This window comes from Ochrovirga pacifica (assembly GCF_000220525.1).
Taxonomy (GTDB): domain Bacteria; phylum Bacteroidota; class Bacteroidia; order Flavobacteriales; family Flavobacteriaceae; genus Ochrovirga; species Ochrovirga pacifica.
Window position 1 is genome coordinate 37,674 of sequence record NZ_AFPK01000028.1, and the last position, 20,451, is coordinate 58,124.

Below are 20,451 nucleotides of genomic sequence, written 5' to 3' on the forward strand. Positions count from 1 at the left end.
TTAGTTTTTTACATCCCACTTATCTCTTAGCACATTTCCAATAATCATAAAAGAAAGTACTAAAAATACAATAAGCATTCCTGGAATAATTGCTAAAAAAGCTTTTCCTGTAACAATATAATTGTAGTGGTTTTTTATAATAATTCCCCAAGAAGGAGTAGGAGGTTGTGCTCCCAATCCTAAAAAACTAAGACCACTTTCTACTAAAATTGATGCGGCAAAATTAGATGCAGAAATTACAATAATGGGGCCAATAATATTAGGAATAATATGTTTGATGATGATTTGAAAATCAGACAAGCCCAAAACTTTAGCAGCCTCTATATATTGCCTGTTTTTAATACTTATAGTCTGACCTCTTACCACACGAGCTACTTCTACCCACATAGTTAAACCCACAGCAACATAAATTTGCCAAAGTCCTTTGCCCAAACTTACAGTAATTGCAATGACTAATAATATGGTTGGAATAGACCAGGTTACGTTAATAATCCACATGATGATACTATCTACAAAACCGCCAAAATAACCAGCCAAAGCTCCTAATAACATACCTATAACTAAAGAAATACTTACGGCAACTATTCCTATAGAAAAAGAAATGCGTGCCCCAATAATCAAACGACTAAGTAAATCTCTACCGTATTTATCTGTACCCAACCAAAAGGTTTTTTTAACAACCTTTACTTGCTCTGTTTTTGCTATTTCTACAAATTCATCTTGTCGTTCGGGTCGATACGTAATTTTTTCTGGAGTACTAGTAAAATATTCAGAAATAGGTGTTTCTTTTACAAAAATAGATTTGCCATATAAAAATTGATGCCATACAGAAGTTTTATGATTGTTGTTTTGTACTTCTTGTAGCATGTAAGTAGTATATCCAGGTGGTTTTGCCTGTAAAGTAACATGCATGGTGTTGGCATTGGGTGTATTGTCTGGTGCAATAAAATAGGCTAACAAAGCGAGTACACTACCTAAACAGATAAAGCCAACACAAAGGTTGGCTAATAGGTTTTTAAACATGAAATGAGAAGACAATCTCATGTGATTTAGTGTGCTATTTTTAATTTGCTTAACGTTTCAATTGCGGTGTGTACATAAATATCTTCGTCTAATTTTTTATGCCAGGCAGTACGTTTGTCTTTTAGAATAGAGTCTTTAACAACTAAATTATTTTCGTAAGCAGGATGTGTAAAGTGATATGGAGAATTAAATTTTAAAATATCCTTATATTCTTTCGCTTCAATATTTAACTGTTCTTGTTTTTCTTTGTATTTGTTAAAATTAAGAGAATACGTAACATCATCTTGGCTGTTCTTTAACCATTTGGCATAGGCATCAATTTTATTAAATTGTTTGTTGCTGTTAATGTACTGTTGCATTTCTGTAACTACTTGATCAAAATTGCTGTAGTGAGTTTGTGTTACATAATTAGCTTTGGGAATTTGATCCCATGCCAAAGGAGATTTTAATTCACTTTCAGATATATCTAAATATGTAAAACGGTCTGGCATTACAATATCCGAGCTTACTCCTTTTAATTGGGTAGACCCTCCGTTAATTCTATAAAATTTTTGAATGGTTAATTTCAATGCTCCCAAATCGCTACTGTAGGGCAAATATTGGTTGATAGGAATGATATTTTGAACCGTTCCTTTTCCATAGGTTTGCTTGCTACCTATAATTATGGCTCTTTTATAGTCTTGCATTGCGGCTGCTAAAATTTCAGATGCAGAGGCGGACATTTCATTTACCATTATAACCAAAGGTCCATTCCAAACAATACTACTGTCATTGTCTTTTCTAATATCAGGATGACGATCCTTATATTTTACCTGTACAACAGGCCCTTTTTCTATAAACAAACCTGCGATGTCTATAGCGGTGCTTAAAGATCCACCACCGTTGTTTCTTAAGTCAATCGCCAAACCATCAATTCCTTCTTTTTTTAATGCTTCAATTTCTTTGCGCATGTCATCTCCAGAGTTGCGTTGCTTTTGATTTTTAAAATCGATGTAAAATTTAGGTAAGTGAATAATTCCATACTTTTTACCGTTTTTTATGGTGATAGAAGATTTAACAAATGTTTCTTCAAACTCAACAATATCTCTTACAATAGCAATTTTTTGGTAGGTGTTGTCTACTTTTTTTACTGTAAGAGTTACAGTTGTACCTTTTTTTCCTTTGATCAATTCAATAGCATCAGATAAGCGCATTCCTACAATATCTGTAGGTTCACCGTCTCCCTGAGCTACTTTTACAATATAATCTCCTACTTCTAAATCTCCTTGTTTGTAAGCAGGACCTCCAGGAATTAGTTCTACAATTTTTGTGTATCCTCTTTCATCGGACAAACGAGCTCCAATACCTTCAATAGATCCAGCCATGCTAGAATCAAATCTTTTCTTCATTTCAGGAGCAAAATAATTGGTATGTGGGTCAAACTGTTCTGTTATACAGTTTAGGTATGTGGCAAATCTTTCGGCATCTAAGGTTTGATGTTCGTAATAAAACAAATCTTTAATACTTTCTAAAGTTTTGTTTCTAGCTTTCTTTTCTAGCTCAGCAAATGTTTTCATTTTGTAAGCCTTGTCGTCTTTTGCTTTGTCTTCTTCTTCCTTTAGGTAATCGTTCAATTTGCTTAAAGTAGAGAATTTTAGGTGTTTTCTCCATACGTTTTTTTGTGCTGCTTGGTCTATTGGGTATTCAATAGTTTTTTCGTCTAAAGAGATCGATTCTTTTACATTGTAATCAAACTCTTTTCCTAAAATTTCTTGGTAGTAAGACTCCGTTTCATTCAAACGTTTTAAGTATGTAGCCGTAACTTCTTTGTAAAAATCAAACTTACGACGTAAAATTTGGTCATCAATATCGTGATAATATTTTTTAAAACTAGCAATATCGCTAGCCAAAAAATATCTTTTATAAGGATCTAAATTTTCTATAAACTGGTCAAAAATATTTTCAGAAAACCGATCATCAATCATCTTAGGAGCATAGTGACCTCTTTCTAAAATAACTCTTAAAGCTTCTATCAGTACTTGGTCTTTTTCTGGATCGTCTGCTTTTGGACGAGCTTGGAAACTATAAAAAGCCAGTGCAGCAATAACAATAGCTGAAAAGTAAATGTGTTTTGCATATTTTTTCATATCAACATATATCATAAATAATGGTTACTAAAGTAAGTTTTTTAAGGGCAATACAAAAATTTGATTCATTGGATTTAATTCCCACTAAAACTAAGGTTTCTTCGTTGCAATTTTCTATTTTTAATTTATTAAAATTCGAAAATTCAATACGCAAAGATGACAAAAAACAGGCCAAAAATTTTAGTAACTAATGATGATGGTATTACTGCCAACGGTATCAGAACTTTAATAGAGGAAATGTGTCAGTTAGGAGACGTATATGTGGTGGCACCCGACAGTCCACAAAGTGGAAAAGGACACGCTATTACCATTGATGCTATTTTAGAATTAAAACCCCAAAAGGTAGATGGGGATGCTTTGGTAGAAATTGCTTGTACAGGAACACCAGCAGATTGTGTAAAGTTGGCTATTAATGAAGTGTTAGATACCAAACCCGATTTGTGTGTGTCCGGAATTAATCATGGAAGCAATTCCTCTATCAGCGTTATTTATTCAGGAACTATGAGTGCTGCTATAGAAGCAGGAATTGAAGGAATACCGTCTATTGGTTTTTCCTTATGCGATTATGGTGCTTCTGCCGATTTCAGTGAAGCTAGATCGTATGTAAAAAAAATAGCTCAACAAGTACTAGAAAAAGGATTGCCAGATGGGGTAGTGCTTAACGTAAACTTTCCTAAGATTTCTGAAATTCCTTACAAGGGAATTAAAGTTTGTAGACAAGCAAGAGCCAATTGGAGAGAAAAATTTGACAAACGTGTAAATCCTATAGGGAAAGAATATTTTTGGTTAACAGGGCAGTTTGAAAACTTAGATGCTGGTGAAGATACAGATGAATACTGGCTGGCACAAAACTACATTTCTCTAGTGCCTATTCAGTTTGATTTAACAGCACATCACATGATACAAAAACTAAATGCCTGGAAATTGAATGACTAAAAAGTTGTTAAAACAAACAAGTATTGGTTTTATAGTAGCCTTGTGTGTTTGTGTATTAGGAGTTCTTTTTTATGTGCTTGTGTTTTTGCCCAAAGGTGAAATTAGCCATATATTTGCCACTTTGTATAAAAATAAGTTGTTGACCAAAGTAATTTCTTTAGGAGCCATACCTAATGTATTGTTGTTTCATTGGTTTTTAAAAAAACACCAAATATATCATGCTAGAGGAGTATTGATTGCGATGATGTTGCTGGCTTTGTTTTTTGTATTTCTAAAATTGGTTTAAATGAAATATTATTTAATAGCAGGAGAAGCTTCGGGAGATTTGCATGCTTCTAATTTAATGAAGTCCCTTACAGAGAAAGATCCAAATGCGGAGTTTCGTTTTTTTGGCGGTGATTTGATGCAATCCGTTGGAGGAACCTTGGTAAAGCATTACAAAGATATGGCTTTTATGGGGTTTTTGGAGGTGTTAAAAAATATTAGAACTATTTTTAGAAATATTGATTTGTGCAAACAAGATCTTTTAAAGTACCAACCCGATGTTTTGATTTTGGTAGATTATCCTGGATTTAATTTAAGAATAGCCGAATTTGCAAAAAAACATGGTATTGTTGTTCACTATTATATTTCTCCAAAAATTTGGGCATGGAAAGAAAGCCGAATTCATAAAATAAAAAGAGATGTAGATGTAATGCACGTTATTTTTCCTTTTGAAATTGATTATTATGAAAAAAAGCATCAATTTCCTGTAAATTATGTCGGTAATCCTTTGTTAGATGCTATCAATCAAAGAGAAAAAGTAAACGAAACAGATTTTAGAAAAAAACACCAATTAGGCAATAAACCCATTGTGGCTCTTTTGCCAGGTAGCAGGACACAAGAAATTCATAAAATTCTTTCGGTTATGCTATCTGTCGTTCATCATTTTCCAGACTATCAATTTGTTATTGCTGGTGCACCAAGTAAATCACCATCTTTTTATCAACCCTATATAGAAGGTTTAGATGTAAAGTTTATAGATAACCAGACCTATGATTTGTTGTCAATATCGCATGCTGCTTTGGTAACTTCAGGGACGGCAACCTTAGAAACGGCTTTGTTTAAGGTACCACAGGTGGTTTGTTACAAGACTAGCGGAATTACCTATACCGTTGCCAAATCTTTGGTAAAGCTAAACTATATTTCTTTGGTTAATTTGGTAATGGATCAAGAAGTAGTTACAGAATTGATTCAGGTAGAATGTAATACCGAAAAAGTACATCAAGAACTTTTGGCAATACTTACAGAACCAGGACGAACTCAGCAATTAGAAGCGTACCAAGTTTTACATAAAAAACTAGGAGGACAAGGAGCAAGTGATAAATTGGCCAACAGTATTTTAGGTATGTAATTTTTTTTATAGCTTTAAAAGGCTATGAAATTACTGTTTAATTATATTCCAACTCAACTTTTGTTGGGAGTTCTTTTGGGGATTCTTTTTCCTCCTTCTGATTACAAGTTGGTACCTGTGATGGTAGTACTACTATTGGTATTATTGGCTTTGTGGAGTGCGGTTAAATTGATTAAAAATGATATAGCAAAAAACACAATTATCTTTTTTTTAGTTCTTTTTTTAGGAATGCAAACTTCGCATTTTGTACAACTTAACATAACACAAAAATATCCAAAAACAACATCTTGTAGCCAACCAAACACACACAATTTGGTGAAAATCGTTTTGTATCAGGGGCTAAAATCATCAAAAAAATACGTTCGTTTTTATGCAGATGTCCATAGGTTGGCTTGCAAACAATATGTAGGAAAAGTTTTAGTACAAATCCCCAAAAAAGAAAATAAGAATTGGTTAATTGGCGATGTATTGCTAAGTCAATCTAAAATACATTCAATAGCACTGCCAGTTTCTCCATATCATTTTGATTACAAATCGTATTTGACTAGAAGCAATGTGTATCAAAAAATAGTGGTAAAAGAGGCACGAAAAATAGGAGAAGTAGGGTCTGTATTTATTAGCATTCAACAATTTAGAAATGCGATTGTAGAAAAATTACATCAAGCCAAAATTTCTAAAGAAACCCAAAGTCTTATGATGGCAATGCTATTGGGAGACAAAGAGTTGATTTCAGAAAGCACTCAAAAATCTTTTGTAGATTCTGGAGTGGTACATCTTATTGCTATTTCAGGAATGCATGTTGGAGTTTTGTATGTGTTGTTGTTGTGGACTTTTGGATTTTTAAAAAAACCTTCCTGCGGTAAATGGCTGTATGTAGGTATTGTGTTGTTGTGTTTATGGTTGTTTGCTCTCTTTTCGGGCTTGTCTAGTTCTGTAGTTCGTTCTGTAACGATGTTTAGTTTTGTGGTTGTTTCAAAACTGTTTCAGAGAAAAACATTGTTGTTAGAACCAATTTTAAGTTCTGCTTTGGTTTTGTTGATTGTGAAACCTAGTTTTTTGTTTGATGCTGGTTTTCAACTAAGTTATGCAGCTGTAATTAGTATTGTGGTATTTTATCCGGTGTTATCAAAAAGACTAAAATTCAATTCTAAAGTAAAACAGTATTTTGTAGATGTTTTATTAGTTTCTATGATTGCTCAGTTGGGTGTGTTGCCTTTGTCTTTGTACTATTTTCATCAATTTCCTTTTCAGTTTTTAATTGCTAATTTTTTTGCAGTATCGCTATTACCACTGGTACTTTATGGTGGTTTGGTAGTGCTTTTAAAGTTGATGTGGTTCTCTTTTTTTAACTGGATAGAATATTATTTTGATCAAGCAATTTTAGGATATTTAAGAGTTATAGAGTATATCGCATCTTGGGAATCTTGGGTGGTAAGAGATATATCTTTTCAGCTAAGTTCTGTGTTTTTTTATTATTTGATAATTTTTTGTCTTTGGGATTTTTTGGTACAATTTAAAATTAAAAGTTTATACAGGGTTTTTATAGCTGTTATTGTATTTCAGACCTATTTAATAATTGATAGTTTTATAGCAAGTCGACAACAAGAATTGATTGTTCAGAATAATTATTTTACAAACTTGATTAGTGTTCAGAAAGGAACAAAATTGATTGTTTATGGAGAGCAAGAAACATCAAAAGAAATAAAAAATGCAATATTGCCATTGATTCATAAATCTAATGTGGATAGTCTACAGGTTTTATCCGATGAGGTTTTTGTCTTTAAGCAACAGTGGTATTGTATTGTTTCAGAGTCATTAGCTTACCAAAAACTAAGTAAAAAAGGAATGGTTTTGATTTTAAGAAACAATCCTAAGGTGCATTTAGAAAGGCTGCTAATAGCTTTAAAACCCAGACTTGTAATAATTGAAGCAAACAATTACAACACCAATAGCCAAAAATGGAAAAGCACTTGTAATTTTTTACAAGTGCCTTTTTATAGTATAAGCGAAAAAGGTGCTTTTGTACTTACAACTGAGTTTTAAATTGTTTTTCAAAAGTTTCCCAGTCACTATTTTTGTACGTTTCTTGAGCCATAAAAGTTATAATTTTTTCCATTTGGGTAGGTTTTAAATACCCTGGAACAGCTTCAACATAATTGTTCTCTTTGTCTAAAAAAACAGTGGCAGGATAAGCTAATTTACCTTTTAAAAGTACATAAGCAAGTTCGTGCACCCCATTTCTTCCATTGTTAATGTAATTAAACGTTTCACCTTTGTAGGTTAGGGTTTCTCTTTGCTCTGCATTGAACTTTACCGCATAATAATTTTTATTGATGTACGCAGCAATTTTGTCATGTCCATAAGTTGCTTGGTCCATTTTTTTACACCAACCACACCAATCTGTATACACATCAATTAAAATAGGTTTTGGATTGGTTTTGTTAAGAGTAATGGCTTCTTCAAAACTAATCCATTTAATTTTTACAGGCTTTGGATTGTTTGCTACTAATAGCAATGAAGAAAATAGCAATAAAGCAGAGAAAATTTTTTTCATAAAATTATGTTTGTTAGAACAGTCGAATTTACTAAAATAGCCTTACTCAATGCTACGTAATTCCATGCATTTTTTTAACCAAAGTTTTGTTCAATAATGCTACCAAAATTCCAGAAACAATTGGAACAAAAGTAAAAATAAGGAAAAAGGTAGATAAGTCATACTGATGGGTAATGTTTTCAATTTGTCCACCTAAAGATCCTGCTATTTTGTTACCAATGGCAATGGCCAAGTACCACATACCATACATAAAACCAATCATTCTTGCGGGCATTAACTTACTTACTTGCGATAGCCCAACAGGAGACAAACATAACTCTCCTAAAGTATGGAAAAGATAAGCGAAAATTAACCAAATCATACTCACTCTTACGGCACCAGGTAATGCATCTGATGGTACTGCTTTGGCTCCAAAAGCTAAAAAGGCAAATCCAACTCCTAATAATACCAGACCAAGACCGTACTTTTGAGCTGATGTAGGGTTGTACTTACTTTCCCACCATTTAGAAAACAAAGAAGCAAAAGCAATAATAAAAAAGGAATTTAAAGTACTAAACCAAGAAACTGTTACCGTGGTAACATCGGCAGAAAATTCTTTATAAACCATACCTCCTACAATTCCCCAAATAAGCAAAAAGCTTATGATAAGCATAAAGTTAGAAATCTTGATAAGTTTATGAGTTTGCTTGTACAATAAAAACAATACCCAAGAGATAATAACTAAAGGAATAACGGTAAGTAGAGTGTTGATAATGTTAAAAATTACAGCATAGTTTCCAGTTAGTTCTCTTTGTGTGTAATCACGAGCAAAAATAACCAATGAAGTTGCTCCTTGTTCAAAAGACATCCAAAAGAAAACGGTAAATATTGCAAAAATAATAAGAGCTACCATTCGGTCTCTTACCACTCTTTCGTATCTTACAATTCGGCTAATGGCTAATACCAAAAATAAACCTAAGGTGATTAAAATAATCTGAGTTGGTCCTGCAAGATTATCTGATTCTCCAATAAACTTTTGAGGTAGCAAGTGCATATTAGCAATTTTTGACATAGGATCGTTAAGCAAATACAATAAACCAACAACAGAACAAATAACAATTAAGACTTTATCAATTATTGTAAATTTGTTAGTGTCTTCAGTTTTTACTTTTACCTTTTTTTCACGCTTTGGCACAGCTCCAATTTCACCAAATAAAGGTGAAGCAAGCCAAAACTGTAAAGTTCCAAACAGCATAAAGATTCCTGCCAAACCAAAACCATAAGCCCAACCTTTTGTTTCGGCTAGATAACCACAAAGCATCATTCCAAAAAATGCACCTGCATTTACACCCATATAGTAAATTGTGTATGCACCATCTTTTTTTTGAGGAACGTTTTTGTACATTTCAGAAATAATAGAAGTCATATTAGGCTTAAAAAAACCAGTACCTAATACTAATAAAGCAAGACCTACATACAAAGAGGCTTCTGTTTCTAAAGCCATAGAAGCATGTCCTAAGGTCATAATAAAGGCTCCTATAACTACAGCCCATTTGTATCCTGTAACTTTATCTGCTATAATTCCACCAAGAATAGGAGTAATGTATAGCAAACTGGCATAAGTACCAAATAAAGCACCTGCTTGTTCAGGGCTCCATCCCCAACCAGGGTTGTTTACTCCTGTAATTGCCATGGTTAAAAAGTTAACTAATAAGACTCTCATTCCATAAAAAGAGAAACGTTCCCACATTTCTGTGAAAAAAATAACAAACAATCCTGCAGGGTGTCCTAAGATTGTTTTTTGATTGGTTTCTGAACCACCATAAATATACTCCATACGATCATCAAATTAAAAACAACAAAGATATCATCCTATTCATAAAAAAAGACTGCTGTTTAGCAGTCTTTTAATTTACAAATGTAGATAAAATAGGTTTGTTAATTAGCATTTAGCCATTTGTTGTAGCCAAATACTAAATTAATACCAAATTGAAGATTGATATTTTGAGCATCTTCGGGTTTGGCAAATATTTGGTTTACATTGTCTGATACTAAATACAATTGTAAAGGTCCTAGTTTGGTGGCAAGGTTAAAACCAAAGTCCAAATTACCTTGAGCATTTTTAATACCTACAATACCGTAGGTTGTTTTGTCTAAAGCAATATTATATCCCAAAGCAATTACTGACTCAGTATTTTTAATAGTGTGTTTGTTAAACATTGTAGCTCTAAAAAGGTGTTTACTTGCCAGCAAATAACTTAAAGAAGCGTAAGAGTTGGTTGCCAATTTAGTGGTATAAGATTTTCCTTCTCTTTCGCCCATTTCTAGGTCTTCGTCCAATTCGTCTTCTAATTTGTCTAAAATGTCATCATCGGTTTTTAGGTCTACTCCGTCTACAATTAAGTTTTGGGTATCTTCAATATAGTATTCTTTTACTCCTTTTTTCCAAGTGATAGAGCCTATGTCGTTTACTGCAACTTCTAGGTTTAGGTTAGGGATTATTTCATAAGTTGCTCCTATATCAAAGCCCAATCCTGTGTTGTCAGTTGTAAATTCAAATTCATTGTTGTCTGCTAGCTGAATTCCAGTAACTCTAGCTACAGCATTTCTCGTGTTAATTGTCCATGTATAATCGTCGTTAACTTGTATGCTTGCAAAAGCGTTGTTCTGAGTTGACCCATTTGCTAGTCCAATCAAAGATTTTATTCTTATACCAACGGCCAGTTTGTTGTTAAAAAATTGTTGTGTAAATCCTACACCACTTTCTATATATGCTGTTGTATTAAGTTGGTCGTCTATAAAAATCCCATTGCTTTCTTGGGTCAATCCATTTGCCATTAAATGAATCAGTCCTTTTTTGCTCATTTGCCAGTTTACATTTTCTCTAGCATTGATAAAGAAACTAATTGACCCTTTTTTTCTTTTAAAAGCCAAGTTTAGAAGAGTAACATTGGCAGTTTGACTTAATGTATTGTAATCACCTTTAATTGTATTGTATGTATTTAAAAAATCATATTCTAATCTGTTTGTGCCTGGAACTTCCTTTAATAAGTCTGAAGCAGTAAATCCGTTACTAAGTTGTGCACCTACACCTCCTAAACCAGGCAACCCTAAAGAAAAAGAATTTTTTGGGATGTAAACTGGAGAGATATTGGTGGTTTGAAGAACATAATCTCCTAAATGGAATAAGGAAACTTGACTATTTTGTGCACAAACACTGTGACTTGTAAAGACAGTGTTTGCCATTAAGGCTATCAATTTAATTGTGTTTTTCATTGTCTTTACTTTTATTCGTTATCACTAAATTTTAAATCTCCTACCAGTCCTAATTGCATTCTAACAGTGTCTGTTGTTCTTAGTTTAATAGCATCAGGTGTGTTGTCTCCGTTGTTATCGGTAGAATTAAAAGTAACAATCAAATTAATTTTGGTTGCTTGCGCTAAAAGATCAATTTCATTTTCTGTAAAAACAAGTTCTGTATGTTGGTCAGAAATAGTTCCTGTAACAGTACCATTGGCATCAATGCTTCCGGTGGAATAACCATCATTTCCTATAGGACAAGCGTTGAATGCTTCTACAGTTTTGTCAATACCTAAATTGTTGTTTTGATTGTCTAAAAATTGCAATTGAATAGTTCCTGCCAAAGGCATGGCATTGATGGTTCTTACATCTAACGTGATGCTTTTTGCGTTTTCTTGAATGTCTTCTGCATTATCAAAGTCAATTTCTTCACTAAAACTAAGTCCATCAAAAGAGGCGTGTAGTGGAATTTCTACATCAATGGTTACATCTAGGCTGTTTGCTGGGTTAAAAAAGTTATCGTTTGTGGTAGTAGCTCCTGGGTTGGCAATTCCAGAAACATTTAGGTTGAATTCCGTAGGCTTTTGATTTAACAAATCAACAAGGTTAGAGTTCTTGTTGTTAAGTATAATTTCTGTAGTTGTGCTCGTAGATGTCACTCCACCATCGGTTGATGTTCCTGCATCAAAAACAACATAATTAATTCCGTTATCTTTAAGAATATGATCATTAGTACTACCATTGTCAATAATCATTAAATTATTGTTTGTATTGGCATTGGTGCTAATGTTGTCTAGTTCCAAACCAATAGGAAATCCATAAGTGTTGTTGGCAGAAATTTTTAGTGTTGGGTTTTTAAAAGCAATATTTCCATCTCCTAATTCTTCAAAAAAATCCAACTCAAACGTTTGATTATTTACTTGAAAAGAACGGTTTTTAAAATCACCCAAAGCTGCTTCTATTTCAAGCCCAGCTGTTGTAATGGTGTAGGCCAAAAGATTGTTTTTATTAATGGCATCGTTTTCTTCAAAATTGATGATTGCATTTAATTCTACAGCAAGATTGTTAAAACCATTTTTTGTTTTTGGATTTAAGCTATCATAAGTAAGTTCTAGCATATATTCACTTAAATCTACATCGGCCAATGTAATATCGCTACCAGAGTTGTTGTTCAAAACAAAAGTTTCTGAAAATTCGGAATTATCAGATTTTCTTATCAGTGATGGAATAGTAAACGTAACCACAGTTTCTGAACTAGTGTTGGTAAATAGGTTGATGGCTAAATTCCCTGAACGAAACTGAATTTGCTTAAAATCTTCATTTAACGGTGTGTTGTCTGCTTGTGTTAAAGGTTCAATTTCGTAAAAGTTTTCTTCTACCTGATCTCCTGAAACAGTACCTAAGGCGTAGTTAAAGTCACCATCCGGAATTTCGTCCGTATTGTCAAAAAGCTTAAATTCTCCTTCAAAGCCTTGATTATCTACCTTTACAAAATCGTCATTACCAGAGCCACTCAAACTTTCACTGTAGGTAAAAGAAATCAGAGAATTGGTTCCATCTTGTGTTTCTCCTACGGTTAAATCTTCTCCAAGTTCCTCAAACAATTCTGTGGCAGTATAGCTTACATATCCTACGGGTAGGGCAATTTGTAGTTCGGGATCTACAATTTCCTTTTCAAAAAAGGAAGTATCAAAAGAGTCTGCACAGCTACTCAGTAATACAGAGCAGGTAGCCAAAACTCCCAATGTTTTTAGGGTATAGTTTTTCATATAAAAAAGGTTTAGTAGTACAAAAAGTCTAATACTAAAGTACTAAATTATAATTAATATATGTTAACTGATAAAATCCCTTATTGCTCCATAATATTTTTATAGGATGTATATTTGCATGAAAACTAATTGAACAAAAACAAATGGCAGCACTGATTTCTGGTTTTTCTAAACTAACCAAAACTGAAAAAATTGATTGGTTGGCTCAAAATTTTTTGCAAAACACAAAAGAAGCCAAAGAAATTCTTAGAACCTATTGGAACTCTGATGAAAAACTACAACAGTTACACGATGATTTTATAGAGAATACCATTTCTAACTTTTATATGCCTTATGGAATTGCTCCAAATTTTATGATTAACGGAAATCATTATACCATACCAATGGCTATAGAAGAAAGCTCTGTAGTAGCAGCAGCTTCTTTGGTTGCTAAATTTTGGTCTAACAAAGGTGGGTTTACTGCTAAAGTCATAAATACAGTAAAAGTTGGACAAGTACATTTTATGTATCAAGGATCTAAAGCTGATTTGGAGCGTTATTTTAGTGCTAAAAAAGACGAATTATACAGAGCTACTAAAGACATTACCAAAAACATGGAAAAACGTGGTGGTGGAATTTTAGACATTGAACTTAGAGACATAACCAGTCATTTAGAAAACTACTATCAACTACATGTAACTTTTGAAACGGTAGATTCTATGGGAGCAAATTTTATCAATTCCTGCTTAGAAGCTATGGCCAATGTGTTTAAAAACAATGAGGTAGAAATAGTAATGAGTATTTTGTCTAATTATGTGCCAGAGTGTTTGGTAAAAGCATCGGTAAGTTGCCATGTTGATGATTTACATCCTACAGATGGAGCTTTGTTCGCTAAAAAAATGGAGCAGGCAGTAGCTATAGCCAATGTAGAACCACATAGAGCAGTAACGCACAATAAAGGAGTGATGAATGGAATTGATGCTGTGGTAATTGCAACGGGTAATGATTTTAGAGCCATAGAAGCAGGGGTTCATGCATATGCAGCCAAATCGGGAAAATATAAAAGTTTAACCAAATGTCAAATAAAAGATGATGTGTTTACATTTTCTATAGAAATTCCTTTGGCCTTAGGAACAGTAGGAGGTTTAACTAGTACTCATCCATTATCCAAACTGTCATTAGAAATACTAGGCAATCCATCCGCCAAAGAGTTGATGCAAATTATTGCTGTGGCAGGACTGGCTCAGAATTATGCTGCTTTAAGAGCTTTAACAACTACAGGTATTCAGGAGGGACATATGAAAATGCATTTGGTAAACATCCTAAATCAGCTAGAAGCAGATGCTGAAGAAAAGGAAAAAGTTACCTTAGCCATGAAAGGAAAAACAGTTAGTTATAGCGGAGTAGTAGCAGCGTTAGAAAAAGTAAGAGCTTAATGAAGACATTTTACAGCAACGGAAAATTATTGATTTCAGGTGAATATTTAGTGTTAGACGGAGCTTTGTCTTTGGCAGTGCCTACAAAATACGGGCAAACACTAGAGTTAAAAGAGAACCAAAGCAATTGTATTGAATGGCACAGTTACAATGTAAATAAAGAATGTTGGTTTAGTGCAACTTTTAACATTAACACACTAACTTTACTTACTTTTAATGATAAAAAAATAGCAGCTACACTTCTGGAAATATTGCAAACAGCCAAAAAATTGAATCCTAATTTTTTAAAAGAATCTAAAGGACTGTCTGTAAAAACAACTTTGAATTTCCCTAATGAATGGGGCTTGGGTACATCTTCAACCTTAATCAATAACATTGCACAATGGGCAGAAATTAACGCTTTTGAACTGCTAGAAAAATCTTTTGGAGGTAGTGGATATGATATTGCTTGTGCACAATACGATACTCCTATATTTTTTAAAAGAAACGGAGTTTGTCCAACAATTGAACCTGTAAATTTTAATCCTAAATTTAAAGACCAATTGTTTTTTGTGTACTTAAATCAAAAGCAAGATAGTAAAGAAGGAATTCAAATGTATCGTTCTTTAACCATTGATAAAAAGAACTCTATTTCTAAAATTAATCAATTAACTCTAACAATGGTTCAAGCTGATGAACTGTCTGTTTTTGAGCAATGTGTAACCGAACATGAAACAATTATTGCTAATTTGTTAGGAATACAGCCTGTAAAAACACAATTGTTTTCTGATTATTTAGGATCAGTAAAAAGCTTGGGTGCTTGGGGGGGAGATTTTGTAATGGTAACAGGTACAAAAGAAGAAGTAGCTTCTTATTTTGTACCTAAAGGATATTCAATTATTTTTTCTTTTAATGAATTATTGTTGAACTAGTATTTGTCAAAATCAACATCGTCTAAACTGTCAAACTCATCAAAATCATTATCAAAATCATCGTCATCTAAGTTAAAATCATCGTCGTCATTTTTTTGAGCGGTAAATTCTTTTACCGGGGCTTCATCTGGTGTTTCACCTACTGATAAAATCAATTTAGGCAATTCAGTATCGGTGCTAGGGCTTACCTCAATCAACTCACAAAAAAACGTCCACATGTTTAAATAATCGTACACGTAAATTAGTTTTTCACCAACATCTTCTATATTTTGTTTTAGTGTGGTGTTGGACATAGACAGAGCATCAGGATCTTCGTCCATAGAAAATAGGGGGATTTCTTCACCCTGATTCCATTCATCATCAGATCTATAAAAAGAGGCCATTTCTTGACCATTAAATCCAAAAACTTTTGCAATAAGTAAGTGAAACGTTTCTAATGTATCGTTTGCATCTACTAATAAAGTTCTAATTACATCTTTTTCAGTGTCTAAAATGACTCTTATTTTATATACCATATAAATTACGACTTTGTGTCACAAAAGTAGGTATAAAACTCAATATTACTTAATTTTGCTAGGATTAAAATTACAATTTCATGGATTTTAAAAAAGCTTTGCAACAAGTTAATGCATTTAGTAAAAATACCTTAATGGAGACTTTAGAGATAGAGTATACAGATATAGGAGAAAACTTTTTGGTGGCTACTATGCCTGTTAGTAGTAAAGTACATCAGCCCATGGGATTATTACACGGGGGAGCAACGGTAGCTTTGGCTGAAAGTGTAGGAAGTGCAGCATCTTTTTTATTTGTAAATCCAGAAGAATTTATTGTAAAGGGTATTGAAATTTCTGCCAATCATCTTAAAAGTAAAAAGAAGGGATTGGTAACTGCAAAAGCAATTAATTTACACAAAGGAAAAACCACACACTTGTGGCAGGTAGAAATTAGAGATGAGGAAGGTGCAATGATTTCTATATGTAAAATAACCAATATTGTACTTCCTAAAAAATAAGAATACAGACATTGAAAATTTTACAAGAAATAACCCAAGCAATTGCGGAAGAAAAGCCTTTTGTTAGTTATAGAAACCCAAACGAAAAACAACTTCATTTATGGGTGCAAAATTCTAAAGAATTAAAACTATTTACAGATTTTAATCAATCAGGGTTTGTGTTTGCTCCGTTTGATGATGCACAAACCGCTTATCTCTTGTTTCCGGACAAAGTATTTGTTGATACACTTACTTCTGAATCTGTAAAGCCGTTTTCTTCTGTTTCTATAAAAGATAACAAACAAGACAAGCAAAAGCATATAAACTTAGTTAATAGTGCAATTAAAACTATAAAAACTACCGAGATTTCTAAGGTTGTGGTGTCTAGAAAAGAAACCATAAAGAGAGCTAATTTTAATTGTGTTCAGAGTTTTAAAAATTTACTAGCCCATTATACCAATGCATACTGTTATGTTTGGTATCATCCCAAGGTTGGACTTTGGATGGGGGCAACACCAGAAACGTTACTCAAAGTGCATCAACAACAATTTACCACAATGGCTTTGGCTGGTACTTTACCTTATCAAGGTAGTATAAATGCAACTTGGGGAGCAAAAGAGTTAGAAGAACAAAAAATGGTAACCGATTATATAGAATCACATTTAAAACCAGTAGTTTCCGATCTATCTTTGTCTGATGTTGAAACTGTAAAGGCAGGAAATTTATTACACCTAAGAACCAAAATATCGGGAAGTTTAGACCACTGCAACTCTTTAAAAAATATTGTTGATTTATTGCATCCTACACCAGCAGTTTGCGGATTGCCTAAAGAGCAGAGCAAAGCATTTATTTTAGCCAACGAAAATTACAATCGCTCTTTTTATACAGGTTATTTGGGAGTGGTAAACTGGAATGCAAAAACAGAACTTTTTGTAAATCTAAGATGTTTAAACTGGGTCAACAATTTAATTAACTTATACGTAGGAGGTGGAATTACAGCACAAAGTATAGCAGAAAAAGAGTGGGAAGAAACCCAAGCAAAAAGTCAAGTAATGAAAAAGATTTTAGTTTAGTTTTGCTGTTTTTTCTTTTTCTTATTGATATGTTCTAATAACTTTTTCTTAAAGTTAATCTCGGCCATTTTTAATCGTAAAATTTGCTTAGGGCGGATGATAGTTTTAAGATTTTTACTTAAATCCATTCTAGCCTCAACAAGTTTTAATTCCTTGTCTAGTATTTGATTTAATAAAACATCCGCTTGTTCTTCGGATAAGTCTTTAAATTTGATGCCTTTTTGCAGTAAATTTCGCTCTTTATTTAGCTTAGAAGTTTCCGTGCGATATTTGTTGTATACCGGCCAAAACTTTTTAGACTGTTCAGGAGTTAAGGCAATTTTTTCGGTTATGTAGCTTTTTCTTAAGGCATAAATTTGCTTATAATCAATCTTTTGATTGTTGTTTTTTTGTTGTGAATAACTTAGACTCACTACATGGATTAAGAAAAAGAATAATAGTAGTTTTTTCATAATTAAAAATCGAGTACATCTAATTCTTTTGATAATTCTTCTATGTTTACGTAATCACCATTCAAATCGTTTGTAATAGTACTAGAGTCTTCTATTTTTAAAGTGTTTAGTATTTCATCGTATTCTATAGACTCTTCGTAAGTTAGATAATTAATTACATTTTGGTCTTCTAGTTGTACAGTGTTTTGTTGGTTTTGGTTGTAAACAAACAATCCTAATACAAAAGCAGCAGCAATACTAACGTAAGGCATTAGTTGTATTAGCTTGGGTTTTGGTTGTTGAACTTTAAAGTCTTTAAAATAATTTTTGGGAACAATAAACCCATCACTTTTAGGAAGCTGATTTTCTGTTTTAGCAACAGATAATTTATCAGCAAAATTATCAAAGTAATTGTTTGGTGTTTTAAAAGGATTTTTACCTTTTGTAAAACCTTTTAAGAAATCTTCGCTATGTTGTGTTTCTTTTTCCATCTTGTACTTTAGATGTTTTTTGTGAAAAAAGGTTTAATATTTTTTTATAAAGGCTTCTATTTTTTTTACTGCGTGATGATAAGAGGATTTTAATGCACCTACAGAGGTTTGTAATATTTCGGACATGTCTTCGTATTTCATATCATCAAAATATTTCATATTAAAAACCAACTGTTGTTTGTGAGGCAATTCTGCAATGGCTTTTTGTAGTATAATTTGTATGCTATCTCCATCAAAAAGCTCATCGTCTTGTACAGAGGTTCTTAGTTCTTTTTGATATTCATCAAAAGGCAAGTTAGATTTTTTGGCACTTTTATTTAAAAATGTAATGGCTTCGTTGGTGGCAATTCTATACATCCATGAATAGAGTTTACTTTCTTCTTTAAAACCCTGAATATTTTTATAAACTTTAATAAATGTATTTTGCAGCACATCGTCCGTATCTTCGTGATCTATCACAATTTTACGAATGTGCCAATACAACCTTTCTTTGTACAGTGAAACTAGTTTGTCAAATGCTTGAGACTGTTTGTGTTTGTTTTTAAGGTCTGCTACTAATTGTTGTTCTTCCGTCGTCAATTTTACCAAGCTCTATCTACCCGTTTATTTGCTTTTTGTAACCAAATAATCCTTTAAATTTAATTGTTTCTGCAATTCCTTCTGGTAACATATCTTCCCAACCATCTTCGTTGGTACCAATTTTTTTGTATACATCAGGTCCTTGAATGTCCATATACTCTACATTGTAATTAGGAATATCTATTACCTTATTGGTTTGTTTAAAGTATTTGTACAGTTCTTTTACTCTGTGGTTTACTTTTAAGTTATTGCTGTTTATTATGGTTTTACCGTCTTTATCTAAAATAGGATATAGGTAAATAATTAAGTTGTTAGAAAATAACTTACCTACCCCTTCTAATATATTTCCTTTTAGGTGATGGTAGTATTTGATATCAAAAATATTCATAATACTATCTACTCCCATAGCAAAACATATTTGCTTGTGGGTAAATTCCCCAAAATAATCAGCTAATTTATAATATTCCTGAAAGTTTGTAATCATTACCATTTGTCCCAAAGAACACAACAAGTCTGCTCTATCTAAAAAGTCACGCTCATTTATTTGCCCTTCATTTTTTAGGTTAGATAGGGTAATTTCAAATATGGTACGAGTATTTTTAGGATCTACTTTTGGGTTTTCATGAAAAAGCTTTTTAGATTCTTCATATACATCCATATTAATTCTTGTAACAGGTCTAAAACGACCTCTTAAGGCAAGAATATTCTTTTTGTAAAGTTCTTGAGCGGGCAACAAGTTTTTACCACTATCATTAAACATCACAGCATTGGTCATGCCATTTTTTACCAATTGTAAGCTCATCAAACGGTTGTCTACATAGGTAAAACGAGGTCCAGAAAAGTTAATCATGTCTATTTCTAACTCGTCTTTTTCAATGTTGTCATACAAAGACAAAATTAAGTCTTTAGGATTGTCGTTGTTATAAAAAGCACCATAAATTAAGTTTACACCTAACTTTCCTAAGGTTTCTTGTTGTAAAGTAGCATCCGTTTGCTTAAATCGTAAGTGCAAAACAATTTCGTTGTAAGGCTCGTGTGGTGATAATTGGAATTGAATTCCTACCCAACCGTGTCCTTTAAACTGTTTGGCAAAGTCAATAGTACACACCGTATTGGCATAACTAAAATACATTTTGTCTGGATGTTTTCTTCTGTCCAATCTACTTTCGATCAATTGAATTTCATGACGAAGCATTTTCTTTAAACGACTTTCGGTTACATATCGTTTGTCAGACTCCATTCCGTAAATTGCATCAGAAAAATCTTTGTCATAAGCACTCATAGCTTTGGCAATAGTACCAGAAGAACCTCCTGCTCTAAAAAACTGTCTTACGGTTTCTTGACCTGCTCCTATTTCTGCAAAAGTCCCGTAAATATTTTTATTTAGGTTGATTTTTAAGGCTTTAGTTTTACTGGTTAAGATGTTTTCTATTTGAATGTCTCCTTTGTGTGATACAGGCATGTTGACTTTTTTCTTTGT

Annotated in this window: 19 protein-coding genes; 8 read left to right on the forward strand and 11 right to left on the reverse strand. The window is 32.8% G+C overall.

What is annotated here, in order from left to right; genetic code table 11:
- Both FS85_RS0104595 and FS85_RS0104600 read right to left on the reverse strand, forming a co-directional pair.
- A complete protein-coding gene (locus FS85_RS0104595) occupies nt 1-1,044 on the reverse strand; it encodes an ABC transporter permease (RefSeq protein ID WP_010134898.1) in 1,044 nt (347 codons plus the stop codon).
- Between the two features lie 5 nt (nt 1,045-1,049).
- On the reverse strand, nt 1,050-3,149 hold the full coding sequence (locus tag FS85_RS0104600) for a carboxy terminal-processing peptidase (RefSeq protein ID WP_033194568.1): 2,100 nt from the start codon (nt 3,147-3,149) through the stop codon (nt 1,050-1,052).
- Between the two features lie 156 nt (nt 3,150-3,305).
- Here FS85_RS0104600 and surE point away from each other — a divergent pair, with 156 nt between their 5' ends.
- From surE to FS85_RS0104625, 4 genes are read left to right on the forward strand one after another with little or no spacing between them, the layout of a single operon-like run.
- Nucleotides 3,306-4,085 (forward strand): 5'/3'-nucleotidase SurE, encoded by a 780-nt coding sequence (surE, locus tag FS85_RS0104610; protein WP_010134901.1) that lies wholly within the window; start codon nt 3,306-3,308, stop codon nt 4,083-4,085.
- The gene (locus tag FS85_RS0104615) at nt 4,078-4,371 is read left to right on the forward strand and encodes a hypothetical protein (RefSeq protein ID WP_010134902.1); all 294 of its coding nucleotides are present in this window, start codon (nt 4,078-4,080) and stop codon (nt 4,369-4,371) included. The genes surE and FS85_RS0104615 overlap by 8 nt, the downstream gene beginning before the upstream one ends.
- Nucleotides 4,372-5,478 (forward strand): lipid-A-disaccharide synthase, encoded by a 1,107-nt coding sequence (gene lpxB, locus FS85_RS0104620; protein WP_010134903.1) that lies wholly within the window; start codon nt 4,372-4,374, stop codon nt 5,476-5,478.
- A 24-nt stretch (nt 5,479-5,502) separates the two neighbouring features.
- Nucleotides 5,503-7,521, forward strand: coding sequence for a ComEC/Rec2 family competence protein (locus tag FS85_RS0104625; RefSeq protein ID WP_010134904.1), 2,019 nt, complete (start codon nt 5,503-5,505; stop codon nt 7,519-7,521).
- Here the strand turns inward: FS85_RS0104625 and FS85_RS0104630 are convergent.
- From FS85_RS0104630 to FS85_RS0104645, 4 genes are all read right to left on the reverse strand, one after another.
- Nucleotides 7,505-8,032, reverse strand: a complete 528-nt coding sequence (locus FS85_RS0104630; RefSeq protein WP_010134905.1) for a thioredoxin family protein — start codon at nt 8,030-8,032, stop codon at nt 7,505-7,507. The two genes, FS85_RS0104625 and FS85_RS0104630, sit on opposite strands and share 17 nt — an antisense overlap.
- A 52-nt stretch (nt 8,033-8,084) precedes the next feature.
- Nucleotides 8,085-9,848: a peptide MFS transporter gene (locus tag FS85_RS0104635; protein WP_010134906.1), complete on the reverse strand. Its 1,764-nt coding sequence runs from the start codon at nt 9,846-9,848 to the stop codon at nt 8,085-8,087.
- Nucleotides 9,849-9,949: 101 nt separating this feature from the next.
- Complete coding sequence (locus FS85_RS0104640) at nt 9,950-11,287, reverse strand: DUF5723 family protein (protein ID WP_010134908.1); 1,338 nt, start codon at nt 11,285-11,287, stop codon at nt 9,950-9,952.
- A gap of 11 nt (nt 11,288-11,298) precedes the next feature.
- Nucleotides 11,299-13,080 carry a hypothetical protein gene (locus FS85_RS0104645; protein WP_010134909.1) on the reverse strand — a complete coding sequence of 594 codons (1,782 nt, stop codon included), beginning with the start codon at nt 13,078-13,080 and terminating at the stop codon, nt 11,299-11,301.
- 143 nt (nt 13,081-13,223) lie between these two features.
- On the opposite strand from FS85_RS0104645, the gene FS85_RS0104650 reads away from it, so the two are divergent.
- Both FS85_RS0104650 and FS85_RS0104655 read left to right on the forward strand, forming a co-directional pair.
- Nucleotides 13,224-14,495 carry a hydroxymethylglutaryl-CoA reductase, degradative gene (locus FS85_RS0104650; RefSeq protein ID WP_010134910.1) on the forward strand — a complete coding sequence of 424 codons (1,272 nt, stop codon included), beginning with the start codon at nt 13,224-13,226 and terminating at the stop codon, nt 14,493-14,495.
- On the forward strand, nt 14,495-15,406 hold the full coding sequence (locus FS85_RS0104655; protein ID WP_010134911.1) for a GYDIA family GHMP kinase: 912 nt from the start codon (nt 14,495-14,497) through the stop codon (nt 15,404-15,406). The genes FS85_RS0104650 and FS85_RS0104655 overlap by 1 nt, the downstream gene beginning before the upstream one ends.
- Here FS85_RS0104655 and FS85_RS0104660 read toward each other — a convergent pair.
- A complete protein-coding gene (locus tag FS85_RS0104660; RefSeq protein ID WP_010134912.1) occupies nt 15,403-15,921 on the reverse strand; it encodes an IS1096 element passenger TnpR family protein in 519 nt (172 codons plus the stop codon). The genes FS85_RS0104655 and FS85_RS0104660 overlap by 4 nt on opposite strands.
- Before the next feature lie 80 nt (nt 15,922-16,001).
- On the opposite strand from FS85_RS0104660, the gene FS85_RS0104665 reads away from it, so the two are divergent.
- Nucleotides 16,002-16,418, forward strand: a complete 417-nt coding sequence (locus FS85_RS0104665) for a PaaI family thioesterase (protein WP_010134913.1) — start codon at nt 16,002-16,004, stop codon at nt 16,416-16,418.
- An 11-nt stretch (nt 16,419-16,429) separates the two neighbouring features.
- Nucleotides 16,430-17,470, forward strand: a complete 1,041-nt coding sequence (locus FS85_RS0104670; protein WP_010134914.1) for an isochorismate synthase — start codon at nt 16,430-16,432, stop codon at nt 17,468-17,470.
- On the opposite strand, the gene FS85_RS0104675 is transcribed toward FS85_RS0104670, so the two are convergent.
- From FS85_RS0104675 to FS85_RS0104690, 4 genes are read right to left on the reverse strand one after another with little or no spacing between them, the layout of a single operon-like run.
- Complete coding sequence (locus FS85_RS0104675) at nt 17,467-17,922, reverse strand: hypothetical protein (protein WP_010134915.1); 456 nt, start codon at nt 17,920-17,922, stop codon at nt 17,467-17,469. The two genes, FS85_RS0104670 and FS85_RS0104675, sit on opposite strands and share 4 nt — an antisense overlap.
- A 2-nt stretch (nt 17,923-17,924) precedes the next feature.
- Nucleotides 17,925-18,392, reverse strand: coding sequence for a hypothetical protein (locus FS85_RS0104680; RefSeq protein WP_010134916.1), 468 nt, complete (start codon nt 18,390-18,392; stop codon nt 17,925-17,927).
- A gap of 33 nt (nt 18,393-18,425) precedes the next feature.
- Nucleotides 18,426-18,980, reverse strand: a complete 555-nt coding sequence (locus FS85_RS0104685) for an RNA polymerase sigma factor (RefSeq protein ID WP_010134918.1) — start codon at nt 18,978-18,980, stop codon at nt 18,426-18,428.
- Nucleotides 18,981-18,987: 7 nt separating this feature from the next.
- Complete coding sequence (locus FS85_RS0104690; protein ID WP_029489274.1) at nt 18,988-20,433, reverse strand: hypothetical protein; 1,446 nt, start codon at nt 20,431-20,433, stop codon at nt 18,988-18,990.
- Nucleotides 20,434-20,451 lie beyond the last annotated feature (18 nt).

Coding starts and splice junctions, on each gene's coding strand:
- FS85_RS0104640 (WP_010134908.1), bottom strand. CDS start 11,287: ATGAAAAACACAATTAAATTGATAGCCTTAATGGCAAACACTGTCTTT.
- FS85_RS0104635 (WP_010134906.1), bottom strand. CDS start 9,848: ATGGAGTATATTTATGGTGGTTCAGAAACCAATCAAAAAACAATCTTA.
- FS85_RS0104650 (WP_010134910.1), top strand. CDS start 13,224: ATGGCAGCACTGATTTCTGGTTTTTCTAAACTAACCAAAACTGAAAAA.
- FS85_RS0104625 (WP_010134904.1), top strand. CDS start 5,503: ATGAAATTACTGTTTAATTATATTCCAACTCAACTTTTGTTGGGAGTT.
- FS85_RS0104630 (WP_010134905.1), bottom strand. CDS start 8,032: ATGAAAAAAATTTTCTCTGCTTTATTGCTATTTTCTTCATTGCTATTA.
- FS85_RS0104675 (WP_010134915.1), bottom strand. CDS start 17,922: ATGAAAAAACTACTATTATTCTTTTTCTTAATCCATGTAGTGAGTCTA.
- FS85_RS0104595 (WP_010134898.1), bottom strand. CDS start 1,044: ATGAGATTGTCTTCTCATTTCATGTTTAAAAACCTATTAGCCAACCTT.
- FS85_RS0104600 (WP_033194568.1), bottom strand. CDS start 3,149: ATGAAAAAATATGCAAAACACATTTACTTTTCAGCTATTGTTATTGCT.
- FS85_RS0104680 (WP_010134916.1), bottom strand. CDS start 18,392: ATGGAAAAAGAAACACAACATAGCGAAGATTTCTTAAAAGGTTTTACA.
- FS85_RS0104615 (WP_010134902.1), top strand. CDS start 4,078: ATGACTAAAAAGTTGTTAAAACAAACAAGTATTGGTTTTATAGTAGCC.
- FS85_RS0104665 (WP_010134913.1), top strand. CDS start 16,002: ATGGATTTTAAAAAAGCTTTGCAACAAGTTAATGCATTTAGTAAAAAT.
- lpxB (WP_010134903.1), top strand. CDS start 4,372: ATGAAATATTATTTAATAGCAGGAGAAGCTTCGGGAGATTTGCATGCT.
- surE (WP_010134901.1), top strand. CDS start 3,306: ATGACAAAAAACAGGCCAAAAATTTTAGTAACTAATGATGATGGTATT.
- FS85_RS0104690 (WP_029489274.1), bottom strand. CDS start 20,433: ATGCCTGTATCACACAAAGGAGACATTCAAATAGAAAACATCTTAACC.
- FS85_RS0104660 (WP_010134912.1), bottom strand. CDS start 15,921: ATGGTATATAAAATAAGAGTCATTTTAGACACTGAAAAAGATGTAATT.
- FS85_RS0104655 (WP_010134911.1), top strand. CDS start 14,495: ATGAAGACATTTTACAGCAACGGAAAATTATTGATTTCAGGTGAATAT.
- FS85_RS0104645 (WP_010134909.1), bottom strand. CDS start 13,080: ATGAAAAACTATACCCTAAAAACATTGGGAGTTTTGGCTACCTGCTCT.